Source organism: Enterococcus sp. 7F3_DIV0205, assembly GCF_002141365.2.
GTDB classification, from domain to species: Bacteria; Bacillota; Bacilli; order Lactobacillales; family Enterococcaceae; genus Enterococcus_L; species Enterococcus_L palustris.
Window position 1 is genome coordinate 3,571,761 of sequence record NZ_CP147244.1, and the last position, 24,171, is coordinate 3,595,931.

Annotated in this window: 21 protein-coding genes and 1 CRISPR repeat array; of the genes, 13 read left to right on the forward strand and 8 right to left on the reverse strand. The window is 34.6% G+C overall.

Features of this window, described 5'->3' with window-relative positions:
* The first annotated feature begins 77 nt into the window (after positions 1-77).
* The 3 genes from recX (at position 78) to bph (ending at position 3,792) form a co-directional block, all read left to right on the forward strand.
* Positions 78-878: a recombination regulator RecX gene (gene recX / locus A5821_RS16700; RefSeq protein ID WP_086312086.1), complete on the forward strand. Its 801-nt coding sequence runs from the start codon at positions 78-80 to the stop codon at positions 876-878.
* Complete coding sequence (mutY, locus tag A5821_RS16705; protein ID WP_086312087.1) at positions 868-2,043, forward strand: A/G-specific adenine glycosylase; 1,176 nt, start codon at positions 868-870, stop codon at positions 2,041-2,043. Before recX ends, mutY begins: the two co-directional genes overlap by 11 nt.
* 165 nt (positions 2,044-2,208) lie before the next feature.
* Positions 2,209-2,985: direct repeats of the CRISPR family, unit length 33 nt; unit sequence GTCTAGCTCTGTTTAGAGCTAGTGGATTGAAAT.
* Between the two features lie 273 nt (positions 2,986-3,258).
* Positions 3,259-3,792 carry a biofilm phosphatase Bph gene (gene bph / locus A5821_RS16710; RefSeq protein ID WP_010773241.1) on the forward strand — a complete coding sequence of 178 codons (534 nt, stop codon included), beginning with the start codon at positions 3,259-3,261 and terminating at the stop codon, positions 3,790-3,792.
* A gap of 84 nt (positions 3,793-3,876) precedes the next feature.
* Here the strand turns inward: bph and A5821_RS16715 are convergent, their stop codons facing one another.
* Positions 3,877-4,311, reverse strand: coding sequence for a GNAT family N-acetyltransferase (locus A5821_RS16715; RefSeq protein ID WP_086312088.1), 435 nt, complete (start codon positions 4,309-4,311; stop codon positions 3,877-3,879).
* A gap of 147 nt (positions 4,312-4,458) precedes the next feature.
* On the opposite strand from A5821_RS16715, the gene A5821_RS16720 reads away from it, so the two are divergent.
* The 3 genes from A5821_RS16720 to A5821_RS16730 all read left to right on the forward strand — a co-directional run bounded on the left by A5821_RS16720 (position 4,459) and on the right by A5821_RS16730 (position 7,577).
* A complete protein-coding gene (locus A5821_RS16720) occupies positions 4,459-4,647 on the forward strand; it encodes a hypothetical protein (RefSeq protein WP_069633953.1) in 189 nt (62 codons plus the stop codon).
* A gap of 249 nt (positions 4,648-4,896) precedes the next feature.
* Entirely contained in the window at positions 4,897-6,033 is a 1,137-nt protein-coding gene (locus A5821_RS16725) for an AI-2E family transporter (protein ID WP_086312089.1), read from the forward strand.
* Between the two features lie 167 nt (positions 6,034-6,200).
* On the forward strand, positions 6,201-7,577 hold the full coding sequence (locus A5821_RS16730; RefSeq protein WP_086312090.1) for a hemolysin family protein: 1,377 nt from the start codon (positions 6,201-6,203) through the stop codon (positions 7,575-7,577).
* Between the two features lie 54 nt (positions 7,578-7,631).
* On the opposite strand, the gene A5821_RS16735 is transcribed toward A5821_RS16730, so the two are convergent.
* Positions 7,632-9,122: a helix-turn-helix domain-containing protein gene (locus A5821_RS16735; RefSeq protein WP_086312091.1), complete on the reverse strand. Its 1,491-nt coding sequence runs from the start codon at positions 9,120-9,122 to the stop codon at positions 7,632-7,634.
* A gap of 509 nt (positions 9,123-9,631) precedes the next feature.
* On the opposite strand from A5821_RS16735, the gene A5821_RS16740 reads away from it, so the two are divergent.
* From A5821_RS16740 to A5821_RS16750, 3 genes are all read left to right on the forward strand, one after another.
* Positions 9,632-11,209, forward strand: a complete 1,578-nt coding sequence (locus A5821_RS16740) for a peptide chain release factor 3 (protein ID WP_086312092.1) — start codon at positions 9,632-9,634, stop codon at positions 11,207-11,209.
* A 220-nt stretch (positions 11,210-11,429) separates the two neighbouring features.
* Positions 11,430-12,089 carry a CatB-related O-acetyltransferase gene (locus A5821_RS16745; RefSeq protein ID WP_086312093.1) on the forward strand — a complete coding sequence of 220 codons (660 nt, stop codon included), beginning with the start codon at positions 11,430-11,432 and terminating at the stop codon, positions 12,087-12,089.
* A 343-nt stretch (positions 12,090-12,432) separates the two neighbouring features.
* Positions 12,433-13,692, forward strand: coding sequence for an MFS transporter (locus A5821_RS16750; protein WP_086312094.1), 1,260 nt, complete (start codon positions 12,433-12,435; stop codon positions 13,690-13,692).
* A gap of 126 nt (positions 13,693-13,818) precedes the next feature.
* Here A5821_RS16750 and A5821_RS16755 read toward each other — a convergent pair whose 3' ends face one another.
* Positions 13,819-14,133 carry a DUF1827 family protein gene (locus tag A5821_RS16755; protein ID WP_086312095.1) on the reverse strand — a complete coding sequence of 105 codons (315 nt, stop codon included), beginning with the start codon at positions 14,131-14,133 and terminating at the stop codon, positions 13,819-13,821.
* A 208-nt stretch (positions 14,134-14,341) separates the two neighbouring features.
* Complete coding sequence (locus A5821_RS16760) at positions 14,342-16,594, reverse strand: ATP-dependent Clp protease ATP-binding subunit (protein WP_170922909.1); 2,253 nt, start codon at positions 16,592-16,594, stop codon at positions 14,342-14,344.
* A gap of 332 nt (positions 16,595-16,926) precedes the next feature.
* Between A5821_RS16760 and A5821_RS16765 the strand changes: the two genes are divergently transcribed.
* From A5821_RS16765 to A5821_RS16780, 4 genes are all read left to right on the forward strand, one after another.
* Positions 16,927-17,118 carry a hypothetical protein gene (locus A5821_RS16765; RefSeq protein ID WP_086312097.1) on the forward strand — a complete coding sequence of 64 codons (192 nt, stop codon included), beginning with the start codon at positions 16,927-16,929 and terminating at the stop codon, positions 17,116-17,118.
* Between the two features lie 173 nt (positions 17,119-17,291).
* Complete coding sequence (locus A5821_RS16770) at positions 17,292-17,558, forward strand: phosphocarrier protein HPr (RefSeq protein WP_010773230.1); 267 nt, start codon at positions 17,292-17,294, stop codon at positions 17,556-17,558.
* Positions 17,558-19,285, forward strand: a complete 1,728-nt coding sequence (ptsP, locus tag A5821_RS16775) for a phosphoenolpyruvate--protein phosphotransferase (protein ID WP_086312098.1) — start codon at positions 17,558-17,560, stop codon at positions 19,283-19,285. The genes A5821_RS16770 and ptsP overlap by 1 nt, the downstream gene beginning before the upstream one ends.
* A gap of 165 nt (positions 19,286-19,450) precedes the next feature.
* Positions 19,451-20,419, forward strand: coding sequence for a DUF1002 domain-containing protein (locus tag A5821_RS16780; protein WP_086312099.1), 969 nt, complete (start codon positions 19,451-19,453; stop codon positions 20,417-20,419).
* A 286-nt stretch (positions 20,420-20,705) separates the two neighbouring features.
* On the opposite strand, the gene A5821_RS16785 is transcribed toward A5821_RS16780, so the two are convergent.
* The 4 genes from A5821_RS16785 to A5821_RS16800 form a co-directional block, all read right to left on the reverse strand.
* Complete coding sequence (locus A5821_RS16785; protein ID WP_249921802.1) at positions 20,706-21,353, reverse strand: ABC transporter ATP-binding protein; 648 nt, start codon at positions 21,351-21,353, stop codon at positions 20,706-20,708.
* Positions 21,354-21,368: 15 nt separating this feature from the next.
* Complete coding sequence (locus tag A5821_RS16790; protein ID WP_086312100.1) at positions 21,369-22,646, reverse strand: hypothetical protein; 1,278 nt, start codon at positions 22,644-22,646, stop codon at positions 21,369-21,371.
* Positions 22,630-23,574, reverse strand: coding sequence for a hypothetical protein (locus tag A5821_RS16795; protein ID WP_086312101.1), 945 nt, complete (start codon positions 23,572-23,574; stop codon positions 22,630-22,632). Before A5821_RS16795 ends, A5821_RS16790 begins: the two co-directional genes overlap by 17 nt.
* A gap of 119 nt (positions 23,575-23,693) precedes the next feature.
* Positions 23,694-24,089, reverse strand: coding sequence for a hypothetical protein (locus tag A5821_RS16800; protein WP_249921803.1), 396 nt, complete (start codon positions 24,087-24,089; stop codon positions 23,694-23,696).
* Between the last annotated feature and the right edge of the window lie 82 nt (positions 24,090-24,171).

Below are 24,171 nucleotides of genomic sequence, written 5' to 3' on the forward strand. Positions count from 1 at the left end.
CACAATTTAGCTAGTTTAGCTTCTGCCAAATGTATGTTATAGTAGAATATATGTTCTCACTAGAAAGGCGGAGAAAGATGGAAACAATCACGAAAATTACAAAAGACAAAGGTCAATTTTATCTTATCTGGCTGTCTTCTGGAGAAAAATTACGTGTCTCTGAGGATACTCTGGTCCGACAACGTTTATTAAAAGGACAAGAATTATCAGATGAAATGGTCGAAAAAATAAAAAAAGCTGGGTCTTATGATGTAGGCTTGCAGATGTCTTTAAATTATCTAAGTTATCAGTTACGTTCAAAAAAAGAAATTTTAGATTATTTGAAAGAAAAGGAAATTTTACCGGAAGATCGAAAAAGCATCGTGATCCGCTTAGAAGAAATGAACCTTTTAGACGACAAAATATTTAGTGAAAGTTATGTCCGTACTTTAATGCGAACAAGTGATAAAGGACCCAAAATGATCGAACAACAACTAAAACGAAAAGGCTTGAATGACGAAGACATTCAACATGGGTTAACTTTTTATACAATGGATGAACAGGTAGAAGTAGCAAAAGCGACTGCTGAAAAAGCGATGAGACGTTACCGGACAAAAAGCTTTAAAGATGCACTCCAAAAAGTCCAAATGCATTTGATGCAAAAAGGCTTTAATCGAGAAGTCATTGATTTGGCTCTTGAAGAACTTTCTTTTGAAAAGGACGAAGACCAAGAGTTAGATGTAATCAGAAAAGAAGGCGACAAATTATGGGAAAAACATCGCAAATTAGATCCTTATAAACGCCTGATGAAAGTTAAACAAGGACTGTTTCAAAAACGTTTTGATTCAGACTTGATTCAGCAATATTTTGATGAAAAGGAATTAGAGAATGAAGAATGAGAAATATTGGGAAACTTGGAGCGCAGAAAAACTTGAGTCATTTCAAGAAGAGTTTATTGATTGGTATGAAAAGGAAAAACGAAATTTACCTTGGCGAGTTAATTTAGATCCATATCGTATTTGGATCTCAGAGATTATGTTGCAGCAAACGCGCGTTGATACGGTAATCGATTATTATTACCGTTTTATGGAATGGTTTCCGACAATCAAAGATTTAGCCGAAGCACCAGATGATAAGCTACTAAAAGCATGGGAAGGCTTAGGCTATTATTCGAGAGCTCGAAATTTAAAAGTTGCAGCCCAACAAATCATGACAGAATTTAATAGTCAGATGCCTGAAACGATTGAAGAAATTCGACAATTAAAAGGGATTGGACCTTATACAGCTGGAGCAATTGGAAGTATTGCTTTCAAGATTCCAGAACCTGCAATCGATGGTAATGTGATGCGGGTAGTCAGCCGCTTGTTTGAGATCAGTGATGATATTGCCAAACCTAGTAGTCGCAAAGTTTTTGAAGAAGCGATGTCTAAAATCATCGACCAACAACGCCCTGGTGATTTTAATCAAGCAATGATGGATCTAGGTTCTGGGACTTGTACACCAACATCGCCGAAGTGTGAAGAGTGTCCGATTCAATCGTATTGTTTAAGCTATGAACATAATACAATGACGAATTTTCCAGTTAAGTCTAAAAAGCAGAAACCAAAAGATGTTTATTATATTGGCGGAATTATTGAAAATAATCAACAAGAATTCTTATTAGAGCAACGAGATGCTAAGGGCTTACTGGCAAATATGTGGCTGTTTCCAATAGAAGAAGTCAGTAAAGAACGTTTTGAATTTCTACAAAAAATGTGGGTGAAAGAGGATCAGCAGTTATCCTTTGATTTTGAAGAACCATTATTAGTTGCGGAAGAAAAACCAGAAATTTTTGAAAAATACTCTCATGTAGTTTGGCAAAAGCGAACTTTAGGAGAGGTAACCCATATTTTCAGCCATCTAAAATGGCATATTCTTGTGTTTTATGGCCGACAAACAGGCGTAACGGCTCTGGATGAAAATCAAGAGTGGGCAATAAAAGACGAATTTTCCAGCTATGTGTTTCCAAAACCTCAACAAAAAATGTTGGAACTGTATAAAAAAGAATTTAAAATAGAAGAATAATTTTTGGTGCGAACCCTCAGTGCACATAAAATCACTAAGAGATCCGCACCAAAATTTTGCTGAAATTAGCAGAGGAATAACTCTTTTTCTCATTTTAATTTAATGTTATATTAGTTTTAGTGTTGAAATGGCGAAGATAGGTTGTGTATTTTTGCCAATTTCACAGTCTAGCTCTGTTTAGAGCTAGTGGATTGAAATCTTCTCCTTCAGTTCGTGTAGGAGACTGTTTGCTGCGTCTAGCTCTGTTTAGAGCTAGTGGATTGAAATAGCACGTCTAGGATTTCGTCCTCTAGTCGCTTCTACGTCTAGCTCTGTTTAGAGCTAGTGGATTGAAATTTAAGATTGCATTTTGTACTTTAGCTGATGTTAAAGTCTAGCTCTGTTTAGAGCTAGTGGATTGAAATTTTCTTCGGACTGGCGAAAGATAAAGGGTATATCTGTCTAGCTCTGTTTAGAGCTAGTGGATTGAAATTATAACAATTACTTAGGAGTGTTTTAATGAAAAAGTCTAGCTCTGTTTAGAGCTAGTGGATTGAAATGCTTTTAGGAAATAATATTGATATTACAGGGATTAGTCTAGCTCTGTTTAGAGCTAGTGGATTGAAATAGCGAACGCTACAGGGGCATCAATGCAGCTAAGGTCTAGCTCTGTTTAGAGCTAGTGGATTGAAATTTTTTTTACCAACACCATTAGAGTTCCAGCCAAGTCTAGCTCTGTTTAGAGCTAGTGGATTGAAATAATCTGTGCTTCGTTTGCCTCCATCTTAGTCGAGGTCTAGCTCTGTTTAGAGCTAGTGGATTGAAATTGTTGTACTAAATAGACAAGCTCATCTAGTTCATCGTCTAGCTCTGTTTAGAGCTAGTGGATTGAAATATCAAACGAGTAAATGGGGAACTAACTGCTTATAAGTCTAGCTCTGTTTAGAGCTAGTGGATTGAAATATTTACTGCTTTACAGGAAGCTTTGACAAAAACGTCTAGCTCTGTTTAGAGCTAGACATTGCTTCAAAAATATCCAAACTTTGACATCAAAAAAACTAAAATCAATCTATTTATTTTAATAGATAATTCTCATTCCTATAAGAAACCAAACTCCTTAGTATGCAAAGCTGAAAATTATGATATAATTGTATTGATATCGGTGTAATGAACACCCAAACGAAGAGCAATCAGCTTTTAGAAGTGATTTTTCGTACTAGGGAAAGTTGGGGGACTATGGCAATTCCAAAAGAAGGTGAATTTGTAACGATCCAAAGTTACAAACACGATGGGCATTTGCATCGAACATGGCGAGATACTATGGTATTAAAAACAAGCGAGTATTCTTTGATCGGTGTCAACGATCATACTTTGGTAACAGAGTCTGATGGGCGTCGTTGGGTTACTCGGGAACCAGCTATCGTTTATTTCCATAAAAAATACTGGTTCAACATAATAGCGATGATTAGAGAGAAGGGAGTTTCTTATTACTGCAATTTGGCGTCACCGTATCTTTTAGATGATGAAGCGTTGAAGTATATCGATTATGATTTGGATATCAAAGTTTTTCCTGACGGAGAAAAACGTTTATTAGATGTGGATGAATATGAATTCCACAGTAAAATTATGGATTATCCAGAAGATATTGATTTTATTCTAAAAGAGAATGTTAAGACGTTGGTAGATTGGATTAATAACGAAAAAGGCCCTTTCTCAGAAGCTTATGTAGATATTTGGTATCAACGTTACCAAGAGTTATCAAAGAAATAGCCATTGTAAGATGTTAAGTGAAAAAGAAACTGATACAAAGCTTAATCAAGTTTTGTATCAGTTTCTTTTTAATTATCAAAAAAATTAGAATCTTTTTTTCATTTGATAATGCTCAATATTTGCATCCAAGAACATTTCGCCTTCTTTGACATAACCCATTCTTTCATAAAAACCAAGAGCTGTGATTTGGGCGCCTAAAGTCATGGTATTATATCCTTGTTCTTTAGAAAATTGCTCAGCACTTTCTACGATCAACCGACCGTAATCTTTACCTCGATACTCTTTTTGCACAGCCATACGCTGTAATTTCATTAGGCCATCTTCAAGCGGTAATAAACGGCAAGTTGCAATGGCTTCGTTCTCATCAGCATATAAAACAAAATGAATACAAGCCGCTTCGTATTTATCAATTTCAATTTCGCTAGGAACTCCTTGTTCTAGCATAAAAACTTGCTGACGAATTTTAACAGCATCTAAGTAAATATCACTCATAGTATCTTTTGTGTGTGCTATTTTCATTTTACACCTCTGTTATAGTTATTTTTTCCTATTATACCTCAAAAAATGGAACAGTAGAACTTTGGTATGATTCGGTGTATATCTTTTGTAAAAAAAGTACAAGCAGTGTACATTATAAATAACAAAAAACGAAAGGTTGGGTGCAGAATGAATACAGATGAAATTGTACAAAAAGTCAAAGACTTGATTGGCGAAGGGAACTTTGAAAAAGCTAAACAGTTTCTTGAAGAACACAAAGATGAGATTGGCGAACAATATGAGAAATTAAAAGGGATGATTCCTGACATTGATGCTGGTGGATTAGCGGATAAGGTGAAAGGTTTCTTCAAAAAATAAGTCTATCAATGACAACTTCGAAATAGATGTGTTTGTTAGAAAACGAAAGCTTTATTTACTCCGTTTATTCGGATATAGAGTGTGGAGCAGAACTGATTTTAGTCTTGTCCATGCTCTTTTTGTATTGATTAAAGAGAAAAGTAGAAATAAAAATAAATAGAAAGAAATATTGCTATCTTATTTAAGGCAGGTTATGCTAAAATCTATTAACGAACAATTATTGTTATTAGCGATGAAGGAGGATTATCTTTGTTTGAAAAATTAAGACAATCAAAATTATTTTTTTGGTCAGCGGAATTATTAGTTATTGCAACTTTGATTTTTGTGTCAACGAAAATCAATTTTCTGTTTACACCTATTGGCACATTTTTCTCGACGTTATTTGCACCTGTTTTAGTGGCTGGATTTCTTTATTATATTTTAAATCCAATCGTCAACCTACTAATGAAAACTAAAATGAAACGGATCTATGCGGTACTATTGGTTCTACTGATTTTAGTAGTTGCTATTGTTTTAATCCTTGTTAGTGTTATTCCTAAATTAGCTTCTCAGTTAGCCAGTTTAGCGTCAAATATGCCAACCGTGTTCAGTAACATAGAAGCATGGGTTTATAGAATGGCTGAACTGCCTTTGTTTAAAGAAGTTGATTTAACAAGTTATATAGAGAAATTAGATATTTCCTATGGAATGATTATTCAGCAATTTTTAAGTGGTCTATCCAATAGCTTAGGTTCAGTTGTGTCGACAGTTGCTTCGACTACGATCGTTATTTTTACAGCACCGTTTATCTTATTTTACATGTTAAAAGATGGAGATCGATTAGTTCCAGCAATCGAACGTTTTTTACCAGAAAAACGACAAGCCAGCATTGCTGAATTATTGAACAAGATCAACAAAACTCTAGCTAATTATATAAGTGGCCAAGCGATCGAGTGCTTGTTTGTCGGCACGTTTACAGCAATCGGTTACTCGTTGATAGGTGTCCGCTACGCCTTTTTGTTCGGTGTAATCGCAGGTTTTACTAATTTGATTCCTTATCTTGGACCCTACCTAGGTTTGGCTCCTGCTGTTTTTGTTACGGTTTTTGATGAACCAATCAAAGCTGTATTCTGCTGTATTGTTGTTTTAGTAGTACAGCAAATCGACGGAAATATCATTTATCCAAATGTAATTGGAAAATCACTACAGATCCATCCGTTGACAATTATTATTGTTTTACTCGTAGCCGGAAATATTGCTGGATTATTAGGTATTTTCCTAGGTGTTCCATTTTATGCGATCGTTAAAACGATTGTCATTCATGTGATAGGAATGATTCGGGAAAGCAGAAGTGAAAAAATTGTATTGACTAGTGAGGGAAATGAGACGTTGATGAAAGAAAAATGACATCGATTATTGAAATTAATGGCTGTTTGTGATAGGATTTTAACGTGACTACTATAAGTAGTCACGTTTTTTATCAAATAAACTAGTAAACAGTTTGTTACTAAATGGAATTGGAAAACGAATTACAACGTTTTTCGAATAACTTTTAAGAGGAGAGAGTGCACATTATGAATGCTGACCCCGAGAGTCAGTCGCTTATCGCGCAAATTTTATTATTGATCGTTTTAACATTGATCAATGCGTTTCTTGCTGCAGCGGAGATAGCAGTTGTTTCAGTAAATAAGAATCGTATCGAACAAAAAGCAGAAGAAGGAGACGCAAAAGCTAAAAAGCTACTAAAGATTCTAAAAGATCCGACAAGCTTTTTATCAACGATCCAAGTTGGTATTACTTTAGTTAATATCTTGTCTGGGGCTTCACTAGCTGATACTTTATCAGCAAGATTAGCACCTGTTCTTGGTGGCGGAGCCGCTGCAAAAAGTATTGCTAATATTATTATTTTAGCAATGTTGACTTACGTTTCTATTGTTTTTGGGGAGTTATATCCTAAACGAATCGCAATGAACAAATCAGAAGAGGTAGCCCAAGCAACGTCTGGATTTGTGCGTATACTAGGTGTGATTGCTAGACCATTTGTGTGGTTATTATCTGCTTCAACAGACTTACTTTCAAAACTTACACCTATGAAATTTGATGATGCTGATTCCAAAATGACACGTGATGAAATGCGTTATATGTTAGAATCAGAAGGTGTTTTAGATAACGATGAATTGGAAATGCTTCAAGGCGTTTTTTCTTTAGATACAAAAGTTGCCCGTGAAGTAATGGTTCCACGAACGGACGCTTTTATGATCGATATCGAAGATGATATTCAAAAAAATATTGATGCAGTTTTATCTGAAAACTATTCAAGAATTCCCGTTTATAACGAAGATAAAGATAAAATCATTGGAGTTCTTCACACTAAAAATTTATTAAAAGCAGCTCATAAACTGGGCTTTGACAAAATTCAATTAAAAAATATCATACAAGAACCACTATTCGTTCCAGAAACGATTTTTATTGACGATTTATTATATGAGCTAAAAAGAACTCAGAACCAGATGGCTATTTTATTAGATGAATATGGTGGCGTGGTTGGTTTAGCTACATTAGAAGATTTATTAGAGGAAATCGTTGGTGAAATAGACGATGAGACGGATGAAGTAGAAAATTTATATGCCAAGATCAATGATCATGAGTATCTGGTTCAAGGCAGAATGCTGATCGATGAATTCAATGAAGCATTTGGAACAGATTTGCATATGAGTGATGTTGACACAATGGCAGGGTACTTGATCACCGCATTGGGGACGATTCCTGATGAAGGAGAGAAATTGTCATTTGATGTTGGCAATCTCACACTAACTTCTGAAGAGATGGAAGGAACACGGGTTTTAGCATTAAAAGTTGTTTTCCATGACGAAGAAACGGTTGATGAAGAACCAGAAGAAAATCGCCGCTTTTTCCGTAAAGAATTGGAAGATGACGAACCTAGAAGATAAAAAATCAAAGAGGACAGCCTAAAACTATTTTTTAGTTGGGTTGTCCTCTTTACATTATCCTAGATTAATCCCTTTTTTATTATGAACAGCTTTGATTGCTTGGTAAAGACCGATATATTGCTCGTCATTATCGGCAGAAAAACGAAAAACAAATGATGGCAGGTGGCTTTCTTCAGGAATTAAATAAGAGGAAGTAGCCACAATAAAATCAAAAGAAGTAAACTGTCCATATTTATAAGCTACTAATTGAACAAAAGGTAATTCTTCAATAAATTTTGTGAGAGGTTGGACAAGTAAATAATTAGATTCTGCAATTAAGGCAATACGAATAATATTATCGGTTTGGAAAGATTCATAAAGAGGAACTAGTAAAGCTGCCAATGTATCAGATAATTGTTCGATGTTACCTTTGAGCCAGTCAAAATTCTTTCTTTTAGAAATTTTTTGAAATAATGCTTTAAAATGGGTAAACAATTGGTAGTAGTATTCATTTTTTGAGTAAAGAGAATGATTGATCAAATGAAATAGTGTAGGAAAAGGTTTTTCAATAATTGTTGTAGAGAAAATAATATTAGCTACATTTCCAAACAAAATAGGTTCATTATCCCAAGAAAAGCCTTCGGGAGCGAATTCTTCACTAAATAACCCACAAACTTCTTCCAATAACTTAGTTGCTGAATTTGTCTGATCCTCTAAATAGGTTTTCAACAAAGATAATCGATGGTCATTATTTCTGAAAAAATTTGGAGTAGAAATCAATAAATAAGCTGCAAATTGTGCTTCTGCTTCCCAAATTGTTGTTTCTTTGATCAAATTTCCAAAGAAGGTTTCTGCGTGCGTTTTGCTTGTGGGAATATAGGGATCGATCACTGTTTGTTCTGTCAATACATCACCAGATCTTACTCGTAGATAAACGATGTCCAATATTAAGGCGATTTGTTTATGAGCAGAATAACTGTAACTATCAGGGAAATATGGACTGATTATTTTAGTAACCGTCTCATAATCGATTGGATTATTCTTGATTTCGGGTAAGTTTGTACCTTGGGAAGCTAGCCAAATCAGAGTGTACAACGTTATTCGAATGACACGCTCATCACCATAGAGCTTTAATTGAGAAGTATTCATTTTGATGTGGAATTGTTTAAAGTAGTTGCTTAATAATTTGGATTTTCGTACAACGGTGGTTCTGCTATGGTAATTTTTCTCACAAAATTCAGCCAGACTATCTTCTGGATAAAAGAGAATCGAGATCAATAGTTGGTAGGGAACACTTTGAGTAATTAAAAACTGATAGTACATATCATATGAAACATATTGCTCATATTGAACACCATTTTCTTGCAGAATTTCTGCTGACTCGCCAGTCATTTTAGTGAGATCTTGTTGGATTAGTTCAAGCAGATAAACGACGCGACTATAAGAATAATCTAGCCTATTTTCAAAAAAATTGATGCTATGTTTCTTAGTAGAAAATGTAACTAATAATTTAAATAGAGTCAATTTTCGTTTAGCAGTGTCTTCCAACATCATTGCTTCTAACATGTTCTTCCTCCTATAACGTAAATTTGCCAATAAAGTAAAAAGTATGGTCTTAATTTGAATAATTCGAAAAATAATCGATTATTTAATAATATCAATTAACAATAAAAAAGTTTTTATATAGGTATTATTTCTTTTATAAATAACAGTATAAAGGTATTTGATTCTGCTTTAGTTGTAAATTTTAGACATTTGCACTATTAAGCAGCTGACTTTATACTTGATTTAGTTAAGTGTAAAACAAATCTTAGTAATAATGCTAGTTTTTTGACAAATTAATTATTAAGATCTATTTCTTCCCCAATTAATAGAGATCAAGACAAAATTCATTGAGTTTTGTTTTGGTCTCTTCGATTTTTTTTGAAACTTAACTAAAGGCTTTGAAAACTAGGGTAATTCCATGATATACTACACTAGTTGAAGAATAAAGAGTAGGAGACCTTTCCGATGTAAAAATATCCTTTAAATAAATAGAGCCTTTTTCAAGAAAAAAAGATAGATTGGAGTAACGAATGAATAATCCACATTTAAAAGAACAAGTAGATAGCCGCCGTACGTTTGCAATTATTTCCCATCCAGATGCTGGGAAAACAACGATTACAGAACAACTTTTATTATTTGGTGGAGCAATCCGCCAAGCTGGAACAGTTAAAGGAAAGAAAACAGGAAACTTTGCAAAATCTGACTGGATGGAAATCGAAAAGCAAAGAGGGATCTCTGTAACGAGTTCAGTGATGCAATTTGATTACGATGGAAAACGTGTCAATATTTTGGATACACCTGGACATGAGGACTTTTCTGAAGATACGTATCGGACGTTGATGGCCGTAGATAGTGCTGTCATGGTGATTGACAGTGCCAAAGGGATCGAAGCGCAAACAAAGAAATTATTCCAAGTTGTTAAGAAACGTGGCATCCCGATTTTTACGTTTATCAATAAATTAGATCGAGATGGTCGTGAACCTCTAGAGTTATTAGAAGAGCTAGAAGACTTACTTGATATCGAATCATACCCGATGAACTGGCCGATCGGTATGGGAAAAGGTTTGGAAGGCTTATATGATATCTACAACAAGCGTGTAGAATTATACCGTCCAGAAAAAAATAATGGCGAACGTTTCATTCCATTGGTGGATGGCGATATTCCAAGCGATTTGCCGTTGCACAAAGATAGTGTTTACCAACAAGTATTGGAAGAAGTTGAATTATTAGTTGAAGCAGGCGACGAGTTTGACACAGAGAAAATTGCTCGAGGGGATCAAACACCTGTCTTCTTTGGTTCAGCATTAACAAACTTTGGTGTGCAGACGATGTTAGAAACCTTCTTACAATTTGCGCCATCACCTTATGGTCATAAGACAGAAGAGGGACAAGAAGTTAGTCCTTATGAAGAAGAGTTTTCTGGTTTTGTCTTTAAAATCCAAGCGAATATGAATCCAGCTCATCGAGATCGTATTGCTTTCGTCCGTATTTGTTCAGGAACATTTGAGCGCGGTATGGATGTGACTCTTGGAAGAACAGGTAAGAAAATCAAGTTAAGTAATGTGACCCAATTTATGGCTGATTCACGTGAGAATGTGGAAGAAGCGGTAGCGGGAGATATCATCGGGATTTATGATACAGGAAACTATCAAATCGGTGATACGTTGTTTGAAGGGAAACTAAAAATTCAATATGAAGAATTACCTTCATTCACACCAGAACTATTTATGAAAGTCAGTGCTAAAAATGTTATGAAACAAAAATCATTCCATAAAGGCATTTATCAGTTAGTTCAAGAAGGTGCGATCCAACTATACAAAACGTATCTAACAGAAGAATATATTATTGGAGCTGTAGGACAGCTGCAATTTGAAGTGTTCCAGCATCGTATGCTCAATGAATATAATGCCGAAGTGGTCATGACTCCAATGGGTTCAAAAATTGCTCGTTGGATCGATCCAGCTGATTTAGATGAACGAATGAGTTCTAGCCGTAATATTTTAGCTCGTGACCGTTTTGATCAACCATTATTCTTATTTGAAAATCAATTCGCAATGCGTTGGTTTGCAGATAAATATCCTGATGTTGAATTGAAGAGCTTGATGTAAGATTTTTTCTGAATAAGTGAATAATCAGCCATTTTTATCGACTTCAAGTTGATAAAAATGGTTTTTTCATTAGTTGACATTAAAGAAATATGTACGTATAATCAAAAACATTATTGGAGTGATAAGTATGAGTCGGCGTTTAAGACGATTAAAAAATGTTTCAGTGGTAGCACGCTTCTAAGTCATAAAAAGTAAACTAACTTAGAAGCGAGGAAAAATAATGAAAAACAATAATAATTTTGAAAAATGGTCCGATACAGTCTACTTAAAAGAGTTGGTGACAAATCCGTTGATAGAGGTTGGTGAGTACTCTTATTATTCTGGTTACTATGGCAATCAGAATTTTGAGGATGGTTGTGTTCGCTATTTATGGGGCGATCCACTGACAAAGTCAGCTTTTAACCCTGTAGAAGATATGGGCTGGCATCTAGATAAATTGATTATTGGAAATTATGTTTGTATTGCAGGTGGTGCTACGATTTTAATGGGCGGTAATCACAATCACCATCCGGACTGGATCACTGTCTATCCATTTGCTAGTCACGTACAGAAATCTTACGAACCAAAAGGCGATACAGTTATCAAAAGTGATGCTTGGATCGGGATGAATGCGATGATCATGCCAGGAGTTACAATTGGTGAGGGAGCTGTAGTTGCAGCAGGTTCAATGGTTGTAAAAGATGTTCCGCCATATACGATTGTTGGTGGGAATCCTGCCAGAGTGATCAAACAGAGATTTTCAGATGAGGAAATTAAATTACTTTTAGAACTGAGATGGTTTGATTGGACGGCAAAGCAGGTGGAATCAGTGAAAGATATTTTGATGAGTGACTCTATCAAAGAGCTTTATGCGTATTATAAAAAGTATATTTTAAAATAGAGATCGAAAAAAAGTGTTTATCGCAATTTCAGTTTATTTCCGAAGCGTTCAAAACGTAGTGCTTTAGCACTTAGAATTTGATGTGATCGAAGTGTAACGTAGTAGTTGCGTTTACTTTTATCTTTTACTTGAATATAAAGAGTTTAAGGAATAACCCTATAAGGTATTTCTTAAACTCTTTTTATATATACATATTAATTTTAATTATAGTATTCTCAGTCTAAGATAGGGCGATAGTCCGAGTGAATACAAGACTTTAGCCCGAGTATTGTATAAAGTCAGAATGGTAAACTTAGGTATCAAAGTATTTTAGCCTTGATAAAATAAGATATGGGGAGAAAAAATGATGGGGAAAGTGAATAAAAATATTTTATATTTGGTATTAGGACAGGTAATATCAGTTTTTGGTGGAGCGATTTTAAGATTTGCTTTATCGCTTTATGTATTGGACAAAACGGGACGGGCGGATATATTTGCAACGATTCTAGCCATTTCAAGTATTCCTGTCTTATTTGCTCCAATTGGTGGGGCAATTGCAGATCGATTTGATCGGCGTTTGTTAATGGTTTTAATGGATATTATGAATGCAGCTTTAGCGATAGTATTATTTTTTATATTAGGTTTTACTGATTCAATTGTTATGATTGGTTTACTATTATTTTTACTATCAATTGTTGGTAGCTTTGATACACCTGTAGTTACTGCGAGTATCCCTCTATTAGTAAAAAAAGATCAATTAGAACAAATAAATGGTTTAGTTAATGGGGTTCTATCCATGTCAAATGTAGTTGCGCCTATTATTGGAGGCATTCTATATAGTATATTAGGTGCTCAAAAACTGATTATAGGGAGTGCAGTATTTTTTATTCTGGCGGCAATTATAGAAACCTTTTTACGGATTCCTTTTGAAAGACGTCCAATGGAATCTGGTATTTTAGTCACGTTGACAGGTGATTTAAAGGATGGTTTTAAAGAGGTCCGTAACAATCGTATTATTTTCAATGCTATTTTGATTGCAGCACTTATCAACTTTACGTTATCGGCATTTTTTATTGTAGGAGTTCCTATTGTATTAAGAGTTGTTTTGCAGGCAAGTGATGCAGTTTATGGTATCGGCTTGTCGGTGATTAGTTTGTCCACAATTCTTGGAGCGATATTTACCGGCTTTTTTACAAAGAGATTACGAATAAACAATCTCTATAAGATATTTACTTTGTCCGGTCTGTTATTGATTCTAATGAATATTGGCTTAATGTTTGCAGGAAATCCATTAGGAAATACAATTGGTTTTACAGCATTTTTGATAACGGGAATTCCAATTGGAATGATGATGAGTATGATCTCCATTTACTTAATTTCGATGGTGCAAAGAATAACCCCAAAAGAAAATCTTGGCAAAGTAATGGCCACGATTATGGCTGTTTCTCAATGTGCAGTTCCAATCGGTCAAATCATAATTGGCTTGTTATTTAAAACAACCACAACGAATGTATTCTTTCAGGTGATGATTGTTTCTGTATCAGTGTTGTTAGTCTCAGGACTTTGCTGGTACCTATTTAGAAATTCAACGGATACTGAAATTGGTGAGGTAAGTGGTAGTTAAGAATAAAAAAGAGGATAAGGAAGTCTGACTCTGTATTCAAAACTACTAATTAAAGAAAGTCATGCATTTAAAGAGCTGAGCAAAATGAACGTTCATTTTGCTCAGCTCTTTTTTTATTAAATTTATTCAACTTTCCACTAGACTAGAAGTCATAGGAATCGAAATTTCTATAACATCTTTTAATTCAATGATCGAAATCTGATCTCGGTCATACTTTTCTTTTGGAATACGTTTCAAGACATAGGCTAGAATCTCGTTGATTTCAGTTTTTCGAACAGCACGTTTTTTATTGACGATCAATATTTCAACATGTTGAGCAGCTTCTGTATAAACAACGGTCGTGTTACCCGCTGAATAAACTTTGACAAAGTATGCATCGGTATTTTCTAGTTGTTTATTGACTAACTGTTTGTAGCTGTTGGTTACATTGACTAATTTCATTTTTTTCACCTCAATTTAATGCTTAATTTTTTGACGTTGATAATAAAAAACAGAGTATCCACAGATTTGAAGAAAGCTGGAATAGTCTTCTCTAAAATTGATATAAAATCTATACAGCTTAATTATAATTTTTTTTGACTTAAATAAAAAGAAATTTGTCTCAAAAAACACAAAAAAGTCAATCAGGCAAACTGATTGACTTCTTTTTTTATTCTTCTGAAGTGTCTGTACTTATATCCGTAGGTTCTATAGCTGTTTCCCCTGTAACGATAATTTTTCCATCTTCATCTAGTTTGGCAATCAATTCATGTTCTTCTGGATGATCTAAGAAGAACTCAGCAATGCCATCTTCTATTTGTTCTTGGATTGTCCGACGTAATGGACGGGCGCCCATCGAAGGATCATAGCCCAAATCGACTAATTTTTCTTTGACATCCGTTGATACTTCAATATGGATTTTTTGATGAGCGAGTAAGCCATTAACTTCGTCTAACATCAAACTAACGATGTTCATCAAGTTTTCTTTACTTAACGCTTTGAATTCAATGATACCATCAAAACGGTTCAAGAATTCAGGAGTGAAGAAATTATTTAATTGTCCTAAAACAGACTTAGTCACACCATCACGCGCAGCACCGAAGCCTACGTTTGCTTCTACATTACCTGTTCCAGCATTACTTGTCATGATAATGATCGTATCTTTGAAGCTGACTGTTCTACCTTGGGCATCTGTTAGACGTCCATCATCTAAAATTTGTAGGAACATATGCAATACATCTGGATGGGCTTTTTCGATTTCATCTAATAAAATCAAGCTGTATGGATTACGACGAACTTTTTCAGTTAGTTGTCCTGCTTCATCATAACCAACATAGCCAGGAGGTGAGCCAATCAATTTAGATACGCTGTGTTTTTCCATATACTCACTCATGTCGAAGCGAATCATAGAATCTTCTGAACCAAATAATTCATAAGCTAATTGCTTCGCTAATTCTGTTTTACCTACACCAGTTGGTCCAACAAATAAGAAGGAGCCGATTGGGCGATTTTGTTTGCCTAAACCTACACGGTTACGACGGATTGCTTTTGAAACTTTATCGACAGCATCGTCTTGACCTACAACGTGAGCTTTTAAATCAACTGCTAAGTTTTTCAACTGCGTTTGTTCTTTTTCTTTTAAATCACCAACGGGGATACCCGTTTTTTGTTCGACGATGGCTTCAATATTATTTTCATCGATCAAAGGTGTTTCTTCATCGCTGATTTGTTTGTCTTTCATTGTTTGTAATTTGTTGATTTGATCACGGTAGTACGCTGCTTTTTCAAAATCTTCTTCTGCAGAAGCTTGTTGTTTTTGTTGTTCAGCATCTGCCAGTTTCTTTTCAATCGTTTTAGGATCGACGATTTGAATCGTCAAATTCATTTTAGAACCAGATTCATCTAATAAATCGATTGCTTTATCTGGTAAGAAACGGTCTTGGATGTAGCGATTTGATAAAGTTGCAGCCGCTTTGATTGCTTCATTAGTGTATTTTACATGATGATAATCTTCATATCGTTTTTGCAAGCCTTTCAAAATCGCAATGGTTTCATCAACGGTTGGTTCGTCTACACGAACTGGTTGCATCCGACGTTCTAAAGCGGCATCTTTTTCAATGATGCGGTATTCATTTAATGTTGTTGCGCCAACCATTTGCAACTCACCACGAGCAAGCGCTGGTTTTAAAATATTACCTGCATCCATGTTGCCGTCACCAGCAGCACCTGCACCAACGATTTCATGAACTTCGTCGATGAATAAGATGATATTTTCCGCTTGTTTGATTTCATCGATCAATTTTTGCATACGCTCCTCAAATTGACCGCGGATACCTGTGCCTTGAACGAGTGAAACAACATCTAAACGGATAACCTCTTTATCCAATAATTTTTGTGGTACATCGCCATCGACGATTTTTTGTGCCAGTCCTTCAACAACTGCTGTTTTACCAACACCAGGTTCACCGATCAGAACTGGATTATTTTTAGTCCGGCGATTTAGAATTTCAATCACGCGTTTGATTTCGTCATCACGACCGACAACGGGATCAACATCGCCATTTCTTGCGGCTTGTGTAATATTGATGCCGTACTCACCTAGTAAGCCGTTAGCTTGATTTGCGTTTCCTCTAGGTGGTTGGCCTCCATTAAAGCCATTTCCGTCCCCAAATTGAGTTGGGGGTGTTTGACCATTAGGATTCCCTTGTTGTTCTTGCATTTGTCGAGACAAGGAGCGATATAAATCATCTAAACTTCCAAAACCAAATGGATCTTGTTGAGACATTGTTGGTTGATTATCATTTGCTTGTGCTTTTAATTTTTGATAGCAACTTTGGCAATAGTCTAATTGTTTTCTTTGACCATTAACATTCGCATATAAGTGGATCGTTGCTGGATTTTGTTGACAATTTTGACAGATCATAGGATAAAACACGTCCTTTCGTAATAAGACTAATCATGTATCAAAGTCATTGTGATAAAGTCAAATAGTCTGCTGACCATTTTTGACCTTTGAGAATATTATAGCATCTTTTTAGCAAGAATCAAGCAATTGAACTTTGTATTAGCCTGATAGATATGGGATAAAAACTTAGCGATAAATTATTTATTTTATTGAGTTAGTAGAATTTATTCTATTTTTATAAACTTATTAAGATTTGTTTATATGAATTGTAGGGATAATTTAGACAAATATCTATTTTTGTCATACAATATCTTCAGTCTAAAAATAAAAGTGAAAGCTGTGATCAATCAATGTATGAAAATCCCTTTGAAGAACAAATCAATGCCTTAAAAGAAGGAACCATTTCCGAACTTATCATAGAACCAAAAGACTTTACAGCCTTTAGAGAGGTTTGGAAAAATTTGCCAGATAGAATGTCAATTGTTGGGGAAGCTGGATTAAATGGACGAATTATATATCATTATATGAAAGAAGAAAAATAATTGATCATTTTGATTGATAAAAAAAAGGTGAAAAGTGTTGTAACTACTCACAAAAAATGGTAATCTTAAAAATTGAAAGGGTATTATCCAGATTCTAGTTTCACTTGAAACGTACAGGGAAAGGAAAACCCTAACATAAAAAATTATTTTACTTACGAAGGAGACCGATTTATATGGAAAAGAAAGAATTTCACATCGTAGCAGAAACAGGGATTCACGCTCGTCCAGCTACATTATTAGTACAAACTGCAAGTAAATTTAACTCAGATATTAACTTAGAATACAAAGGTAAATCTGTTAACCTTAAATCAATCATGGGCGTTATGTCTTTAGGCGTTGGCCAAGGTTCAGACGTAACTATCTCTGTTGATGGTGTAGACGAAGCTGATGCATTAGCAGCAATCGTAGACACTATGAAAAAAGAAGGATTGTCAGAATAATGTCTGAAATGCTAAAAGGAATTGCCGCAAGTGATGGTGTTGCTATCGCTAAAGCTTACCTGTTAGTTCAACCTGATTTGTCTTTCGATAAAAAATCTGTAGATGATACATCTGCTGAAGAAAGTCGTTTAGATGATGCTTTAGCAAAATCTACGACTGAATTGCAAGCAATCAGAGAAAAAGCAGCGCAAAGCCTTGGTGAAGAAGAAGCTCAAGTATTTGATGCTCATTTGATGGTTTTATCAGATCCGGAAATGATCGGTCAAATCAAACAAAACATTCAAGATAACAAAGTAAATGCTGAATCTGCGTTAAAAGAAGTAACAGATATGTATATCGGTATGTTCGAAGCAATGGATGATAATGCATACATGCAAGAACGCGCTGCTGATATTCGCGACGTTGCAAAACGTATTTTGGCTCATTTATTAGGTGTTACTCTTCCAAATCCTTCAATGATCAACGAAGAGGTAGTTGTGGTTGCCCATGACTTAACACCAAGTGATACCGCTCAATTAGACCGTACGTATGTAAAGGCATTCGTAACAGATATTGGCGGACGTACGTCTCATTCAGCGATTATGGCTCGTTCTCTAGAAATTCCTGCAATTGTAGGAACAAAAGAAATCACTGCCAAAGTCAAAGAAGGCGATATTTTAGCTGTTAACGGAATCGATGGCGATGTTATCGTTCACCCAACAGACGCTGAAAAAGCTGATTTTGAAGCAAAAGGCAAAGAATACGCTGACCTTAAAGTTGAGTGGGAAAAATTAAAACATGCTGAAACAGTGACTGCTGATGGTAAACACATCGAGTTAGCTGCTAACATTGGTACACCTAAAGATTTAGAAGGCGTACACAACAATGGTGCTGAAGCTGTTGGTTTATATCGTACAGAATTCCTTTACATGGATTCTCCTGATTTCCCAACAGAAGATGAACAATATACAGCTTATACTGCAGTACTTGAAGGCATGAACGGTAAACCTGTCGTGGTTCGTACAATGGATATCGGTGGAGATAAAGAATTACCTTATCTTCAATTACCGCATGAAATGAACCCATTCTTAGGGTATCGTGCATTACGTATCAGCTTATCTGAACGTGGCGACGAAATGTTCCGTACACAAATGCGCGCATTATTACGTGCTTCTGTTCACGGTAACTTACGTATCATGTTCCCGATGGTTGCAACGTTAAAAGAATTTAGAGCAGCGAAGAAAATCTTTGAAGAAGAAAAAGCAAAATTAGTTTCTGAAGGAACTAAAGTTTCTGATACGATTCAAGTCGGTATCATGATCGAAATTCCTGCAGCAGCTGTAATTGCTGATAAATTCGCCAAAGAAGTTGATTTCTTCAGTATTGGAACAAATGACTTGATTCAATACACAATGGCAGCAGACCGTATGAACGAACGTGTTTCTTACTTGTACCAACCATATAACCCATCAATTTTACGTTTGATCAAAAACGTGATTGACGCATCTCATGCTGAGGGTAAATGGACTGGTATGTGTGGAGAAATGGGTGGCGATCAAATGGCTGTACCATTATTGGTAGGAATGGGCTTAGATGAGTTCTCAATGAGTGCGACATCTATTCTTCAAACGCGTAGCTTGATGAAACGTCTAGACACTAAGAAAATGGCTGAACTTGCGGATCGTGCGTTGAATGACTGCGATACAATGGAAGAAGTTATTGACTTGGTTAAGGATTATACGAAATAAAACAATAAGCAAAAGCGTTCACTAATCAGAATATTTTCTGACTAGTGAACGCTTTTTTTGTTAGTAGTTAAATTCAATAAAATTTTCTTAAAACTGAGCGTACTTAAGGAATAAAAAAGAGTATTATTGTATAGTAATGGACAAGTAACTATTTAGGAGGCTTCTATGAAAAACAAACAAAAAAAACTCGCTGTAGCGATGACAGTATTGTTGATCTCTACAGGTTTATACACTGGAAAAACAGCATTGGCAACACAAGGTAGTACAGCAGAAAGTACTTCAATAAGTTCTAGTAATGCAGAAACAACTCAAAGTTCTGTGAAGAATCTACAAATCAACGCAGTTGCCTTAGGTAACGCACTGACCCAAGAACAAAAGGACTTTACCTTAAAAGAGTTAGGAATCAAAGGTGAAACACCTCAATATACAACAACTGGAAAAGACCTCATGAGTTTTATTCCTGATGGTGGCTTCACACCAGAATGGGCCGTTTACAGCTCTGTTCGGATGGAGACACAGAAAAAAGGTGCAGGAATCTCTGTAGATATCGCAACGCCTAAAAATATTACGAAAATCACAGAAGCTCAGTATCAAAATGCGGCATTGACTGCGGGTATTACAGATGCCAAGTTAACTGTTGCATCAGCTGTCCCGATCGATGGTTCCGGCGCTTTAGCAGGTGTTTATAAAATCGTGGAAGAATCTGGCGGAATCATCAATAGAGATCGTGTAGGCGTAGCACAAGATGAAATGGATGTACTCTCAAAAATCACAGAAGAAAATAAAGACAAAAAGGGTTATTCCGACGAAGCCTTAAATGCGGCTCAAGAACAAGCGAAAAAAGAACTCGCTGCAAAAACTGCCGATGGCAAAAACTTAACTCAAGCAGATATCCAAAAAACTGTTGAAAGTGCGTTACAGAGTCAAGGAATCAAGGATGTAATGTCAACAGATCAGGTCAAAGAATTAACGACGTTGATGAGCGATATGAAAGATAAAAATATTTTTCAAGATTTTGTAAATCAATTAGATTTGTCTAAAACGAAAGAACAAATTCAAGAAAAATCTAAAGGACTATGGGAGAATATTAAAGGATTCTTTAGTGGACTTTGGGATTCGATTACTGGGAAATAAGTTGATTGATTCAAAAAGATAGATAAGTTTTGATTAGATGTATATGAAAAAGTAGAAGAGCTAAAACCAGTTATTAGTTTTAGCTCTTCTACTTTTTTGTGATTAATTGTCAAACTATCGAATTAATCATGCCTATTAGAATGATAGAAGAGAGAAAAATAGTAAAGTCATTAAAATTAGAAAAATACTTTTCTTCCTAAGCTCAATGACTTTAATTTAAAAGTTGATTATTAAACAGTGCTTAGTTTATTCATTAATAGAATTGTATCAAATTATGTGAAGTTTTTTATTGTAATACTAATTTTTTGTTTTTCAGTACATATTTTCCAGCACAAACATCGGCTACAGCATCACTGTGAGTGACGATGATCAGTCTTGTTCCAAAACGTTGAATTTCCTCAAATAAATTCAATATATCCAACTCGGTTTTTTCATCTAATGCTCCTGTAGGTTCGTCCGCTAATAAAATTTTAGGTTTTTTGATAAGAGCTCTAGCTATAACGACTCTTTGAGCTTCTCCGCCAGAGATTTCTGCTATTTTTTTAGCACCATAACCTGAAAGTCCTACCAGACTTAAGATGTCTTCAATTTCTTCTTTTTGATTCTTAGACTTTTCTTTTAATCCAAGTTGAATATTGGCTTGAACAGTTCTGTCATCCAGTAAATTGTAGTTTTGCGTGATAATGCCAATATTATCTTTTCTAAACTTTATATTTTTTTTAGTATCTTTACTGACCGTTTTACCATTAAATTCATAAATGCCGTTATATCGGGTATCGAAGCCAGCTAATATTTTTAATAAAGTTGTTTTTCCAGAACCACTTCTTCCTTGAATAGCAACGGATTGATGATTGTTTAAAGCAAAGCTCAAATTGTCAAAAAGCATTGTATTTGTTTTTGGTATTTTCTTTTGAATATCATATAAATGAATCAAATAAATCAACTCCTATCAATAGAAATCATTAAAGCTAGAGTGTATATCTTTATTTAGGAAACGTTTCATTAAAGCAATGTCCAACAGTGAAAATAGGAGTATACCTAAAACTGTATTAAGCAGAAATAAGTTATTTTGAATAGGAAACAGTAAGTAAAAAAGAACGAAGAAAATCAGCAGTAAAGCATTTCCAATAGATAGATCAGTAATTATTAAAGTATTTAATTGTTTAATCGAATCACCGTTAAAATAGGATAGATAGTATCTACTTCTTCTGTTCAGATATAACTTGTAGTTTAGAAAACTGACGATTGCCAAAAGACAAATAGTGATACATAGAAATATTGAAATCAATAATGTTTTATTATAATTGATTAACTCATACATTCTACTGTATTGCAGAGTGAATGTAGGAACACCTAGCAGAGTGTAATCATAAAATCCTGTCTCTTTTGCGGCATTAGAGAGTTGTTTGCTTAAGTAGTCTAAGCCCTTGTTTTGCTCTATAATAACATCGCCATTTAACATAGCAAAATATAGCATTCCAACAAATTCCTGATTCTCATTAGATACATTACTTAGCTTTTCAGGATAAGGAACAATAATATAGTCATCTAAGTATTTGTTCAGGTCATTTTTGTAAAATACGGAGGTATTTTCTTTTAAGAAACCGATTATTTTAAAATCAAAGGACTTCAAATAGAAACTGCCTTTAATGGTTTCCCCTAAACTGTAACTGTTTTTATAATTTGAACCTAACAATATCGGTAATGTATGATTCTCTATATTTATGTCATCCCAAGGAAATAAAGCATTATTGTCCGTTTCAAGCTTATAGTAATCAAAAAAATTTTTACTGACTTGAAAGCATTTGGCGTCAAAAACCTCTTTTTTAGTCATCGGATCAATATAATTACCAATGACTTCCATATCAGTCCCGTATGCTTCATTGAATTCCATTTTTCCTTTAAAGTTTTCAATTTGTAGAGGCTGATCAAAGGAGGAAACAAAATTTATGTTTTCATTTGTATTTAACTTTTCATAGAATGATTTCACAGTAGTTAACAATTTTTTTGATTGCCTAAAGTTATAAAAAGCATCAGGTTCTGTCAGTGTATCGGTTAATGTAAATAGTTCTTTATTGGAAGCCTCATTAAGGTTGCTGTTTAGCTCTATATTCATGTTTACAGCAAACAATAAAAATAAATAGATGAGAACGAAAAAGACAGCAAGAATAGTGCTTTTTAATAAAATAAGGAAACCGTTTTTTTTAAGGTTATAGAATAACTCCATGTAAATTGCTCCTTTCTTCTTTAATAAAGAAGCCTGTGAAGCTAAAACACATTAGTAAAAGTTGAATTAAAAAAAGTTTGAAAATAAAGAAATAATGAATGGAAATGATTTTAAACAAAGGTAAAATAAGTAAACAAAAAAGTACAGGAATGATGCAAGTAGACAGTAAATAAAACAGGTTCGATTTATATTTTGTGAATGTAGATGTACCCAGGATATACTTGATACAGTTTTCCTTTTTTAAATCAGTAAAAATAAGATACGCAATCAAAACTGTGCACATAATTGCTATAAATAGTGTCAGTGCGTAAATAAGAGGAGAAAAATAATCGCTATTTACTTTTCTATCTAATCCCATATTATTTTGGTAGGAATTGTTTTTACCGAATCTATTTTGGTAAACAGTATTAATTTTTTTCCCATCAATCGTTAAGTAAGTTGTTGGTATGTTGAAAAGAGAGGAATCGTTAATCAATACAGAATCATCTAAAAAACTAGGATTCGTAATTCCTAAATAGCCAATAACTTTATATTTTTCGTTGTTGTACTCATAATATGTGCAATCATTTTCCGAAACAGTATCAACATCTTTTCCAACTAAAGCTTCTTTAGAATTAGAGTTGGAAAAAAAAGAGCCGTTTTTTATTGGAAAATGAGCATCAGAATAATTTTTTGAAAAGTACCCTCGTATTTCGTCGTTATTTTTACTTTCTAGAGGAATAAACACACTAAGATCAGCTGAGGTTTTGAATTTATCTTTAACTATTGTTTGGAATGTCTCTTGTACGAATAGATGATCTGTTGAATACAAATCATTGCTCTCAAAAAATAATTTATCCTGTTGTCTCTGATATTCGCTGACAAATATAAGCAATAAATAAATACAAAGGATTAATAAATTTGAGACTAAGAATCTTTGCTTTTTCATTTGCCACCTCACTCGTGCTAGTTAATAATAATTATGGTAAAAGCTATTGTGTTAGGGAAAATAACTACCCTAACATCAATAGCTCTTTTGAAGATATCTAAATGATAGTGATAAGAATTTTACCTTCCATAGTAAGTTCTTGCAGCAGCTGTATCTTCACCATTTGAAATTCTGTACCAAGGTGAAGCAGCTTCAGTTCCATTCCAACCGTATTTTCGATTTGAAGTTGTTAAAACAGTCCCACCACGGTGTTTTTCCATTCGAGCAGTAGTATAGTGGTAAACCCCTTTCCAGGTTGTCCAGCCATGAGCTCTGTACGCAGTGTTTCCAGATATGACTTTAGATTCTCTTTTGCCTCTGTGATTAACAGCGGCACGAGGTAGAATGACATTAGGATTTAAATAGTTACCATCTTCTTCTGACCAACCACCAACTTCTTCAGCATTTGCCGATATGGGAATAAAAGTAAGGCCAATGGAAGCAACAACAACAAACGATAAAATAAACTTTTTCACGAGAAAACATGCTTTCTTATTTTATATAAGAATAATATAACAAAAAGGTTTTAATGTCAATTTTGTTTGAATATTCTGACTT